This is a genomic window from Novosphingobium naphthalenivorans NBRC 102051 (assembly GCF_001590985.1).
Taxonomy (GTDB): Bacteria; Pseudomonadota; Alphaproteobacteria; order Sphingomonadales; family Sphingomonadaceae; genus Novosphingobium; species Novosphingobium naphthalenivorans.
Map to the genome: position 1 here is coordinate 1 of NZ_BCTX01000166.1, position 3,302 is coordinate 3,302.

The 3,302-nt window shown below is 65.0% G+C and carries 2 protein-coding genes and 1 pseudogene; all 3 read left to right on the top strand.

The annotated features are described in order from the left end of the window. The first annotated feature begins 94 nt into the window (after window positions 1-94). Window positions 95-1,450, top strand: coding sequence for an IS1380-like element ISKpn23 family transposase (locus NN5_RS24340; protein ID WP_003168745.1), 1,356 nt, complete (start codon window positions 95-97; stop codon window positions 1,448-1,450). Between the two features lie 259 nt (window positions 1,451-1,709). Continuing rightward, window positions 1,710-2,825 (top strand): alkene reductase, encoded by a 1,116-nt coding sequence (locus NN5_RS24345; protein WP_037484319.1) that lies wholly within the window; start codon window positions 1,710-1,712, stop codon window positions 2,823-2,825. Between the two features lie 218 nt (window positions 2,826-3,043). After that, window positions 3,044-3,302: pseudogene (locus NN5_RS24350) on the top strand (hypothetical protein); the annotation flags it as partial.

The window sequence follows — 3,302 nt, forward strand, 5'->3', positions numbered from 1 at the left end:
CCCACATTCCCCAAGTAAATCGCTGATTTTGCTGTCAGGATCTCAATATTTCCGATATAAATCATGGTGTTGATGGCCGTGAGGGGCGCGTTTGATGGATCACCCAGAGGGTGCGGGTTCGAAGCGGGCAGATCGGGTCGAGTTCGACCGCCGGGTGCATGTGGAGTTCCGAGGTGCGCAGCTCAGTTCCGACGGCGGCCTGCTGGTGATGCGCGAGCTGGATGACGCGCTCGGGCTGTCCGATCTGGCGGCAAAAGCATTGCGCGACACCCGGCGCGGCAAGAACACGGTCCACCGGCTTGACGGGTTGTTCCGGCAATCGGTGTTCGGGCGACTGGCCGGATACGAGGATGTGAACGACGCCGACCGCCTGGCCCTCGATCCGGTGATGCGCCAGGTCGTGGGTGGAAGGGCTGTCGATGCGCAAGCGGCCTCGGCCTCGCAGATGGGACGGTTCGAGACCGAGACACTGGCACAGCCCGAGAACCGTGCCGCGCTGGCCGACCTGAATGGCCAATGGATCGACCGGTTCCATGACCGTAACGGGCTGAAGTACATCGTTCTGGACATGGACAGTTCGGTCAGCCCCACCCATGGCGATCAGGAGGGCGCGGCCTGGAACGGGCATTTCGACTGCACCTGCTATCACCCGAACTTTTTGTTCAACCAGTTCGGCATGCTGGAGCGCTGCGCCTTGCGCCATGGCAACGTCCACAGCGCCGATGGCTGGCGGGACGTTCTCGACCCCGTCATCGCCCGCTACGCGGAGCGCGACCTTTGCGGCCGGTTCTTCCGGGCTGACGCCGCCTACGCGATCCCCGCGATCTATGAGCGGCTGGAAGAAGCCCGATTCTTCTACGCCATCCGGCTGCCTGCGAACAACGTCCTGCGCGAGAAGATCGCGCATCGGCTGACGCGCCCTGTCGGGCGACCTTCGCTGACCAAGGTCAAGCGCTTCTACGAAGACTTCGAGTATCAGGCGGCATCCTGGGACAAGGAACGCCGGGTGATCGCCAAGATCGAATGGCATCCGGGCGAACTGTTCCCGCGTGTCGGCTTCATCGTCACCAACCTGCCGATGGAGCCCGACTGGGTGGTGCGGTTCTATAACCAGCGCGGCACCGCCGAGCAGCACATCAAGGAAGGTAAATATGCCTTCCACTGGACGCGGCTGTCATGCCGGAAGTTCCGCGACAATGAGGTGCGACTGCAACTGCATGCGCTGGCCTACAACCTGGCCATCTTCTTGCGCTGCATCGAGTTGCCCGAGACGATGGCCGACTGGTCGTTGACCAGCCTGCAACTGAAGCTGATCAAGATCGGGGCACGTGTCGTCCGCCATGCCCGCGCCATCACCTTCCAGCTGGCCGAGGTGGCCGTCACCGGTCCGATGGTCCGCGCCATCCTCGCCGCCATCCGCCGATTGCGAGCGCCTCCGCTATGCGCATGACCGCCATCCACGCCCAAACTGAACGAAAACGGCAGGATGGGTCTGTCCGCTGCGCTGAAAAACACCGCCACCAGGGCACAACACGGCGGCTTCGCGGGCCGATCTGCCCTGTCTCAGCGCCTTGCGCGCCCGACGACGCCGCTCGGGACGGAAAATGATTGTCCTGCGGTCGGATTCAGGCGAAACTCACGTCAGACGGCATGCCACTTGGGGAATGTATGCTGTCACCACGGTTCCACACTCGAGAAAGGCTTCCGCAATGACGACGCTCTTCGACCCGATCAAGGTCGGCGCCCTCGATCTTCCCAACCGCATCGTGATGGCCCCGCTGACGCGCAACCGCTCTCCGGGTGCGGTTCCCGGCGAGCTGGCAGTGACCTATTACAGCCAGCGCGCCAGCGCCGGGCTGCTCATCACCGAGGCCACGGCGATCAGCCATCAGGGGCAGGGCTATGCCAATGTGCCCGGCCTCTACGCGCCCGACCAGCTCGCCGGCTGGAAGAAGGTGACGGATGCCGTTCACGCCGCCGGCGGGCGCATCGTGGTGCAGCTTTGGCATGTGGGGCGCATCTCGCATGTGCGGCTCCAGCCGGGCGGCGGCAAGCCCGTGGCGCCGTCGGCCATCCGCGCGGCGGCCAAGACCTATCTGGTCAACGAGGACGGCAGCGGCGCCTTCGACGAGACGTCTGAGCCGCGCGCGCTCGACATCGACGAGATCCCCGCCATCGTGGAGGATTATCGCCGCGCCGCAAAGGCGGCGGTCGAGGAAGCCGGGTTCGACGGCGTCGAGATCCACGCCGCCAACGGCTATCTGATCGACCAGTTCCTGCGTGCCGGCTCCAACCATCGCACCGACGCCTATGGCGGCTCCATAGAGAACCGGGCGCGCTTCCTGTTCGAGGTGACGAAGGCCGTCACCGCTGCGGTGGGCGGCGAGCGCACCGGCATCCGGCTCTCGCCCGTGACCCCCGCCAACGATGCCTCCGATCCCGATCCGCAGCCGCTGTTCGAACATGTCGCCGCGCATCTGGCGCCCTACGGCCTTGCCTATGTGCATGTGATCGAAGGCGCGACCGGCGGCGACCGGGACTTCCGGCAGGGCGGCCAGCCCTTCGATTACGCTGCCTTCAAGACCGCTTATCGCGATGCCGGCGGCAGGGCCGCGTGGCTGGTCAACAATGGCTATGACGCGGAACTGGCCGAAAAGGCGGTGGCGGACGGCACCGCCGACCTCGTCGCCTTCGGACGGCTGTTCATCTCGAACCCCGATCTGGTCGAGAGGCTGAGGAAGGGCGCCGAGCTGGCGACGCCCGACAATGCGACCTTCTACGGCGGCGGGGCCAAAGGCTATATCGACTATCCGTCGGCTGCCTGATCATCGCCTGTCTGCCCACAGGTTGCCTGACTATACCGGCTGTCTGACGCGCAGCCGGGTTGCCGCCGCCGGCCGAACGCGCACGGCGGCGGCAACCGGAGAATGAAATGAAATTTCCCCTGCCTCCGGAAAACTTGGCATGGGTTGGCTCTACAGCAAAGGCGGGATTCTGCATCGTAAACGGGCACTCAGGTTCAACACGAACGGGAACGAGCCCCATGTCCAGGATTTTCCGGCCAACGATCACCCGCCGCGCCGTCATCGCGGCTTCGACCGCCCTGCTTGCCGCTTCGCTGGCATGGCCGGCCGTCGCGCAGGACCTCAAGCTGACCATCGGCTACCAGACCGTGGTGGAGCCCTCCAAGGTTCCGCAGGCGAATGGCGACTATGAAAAGGCGCTGGGCGCGACCATCGACTGGCGCAAGTTCGATTCCGGCGCCGACGTGATCGCCGCCATCGCCTCCGGCGCGATCGACA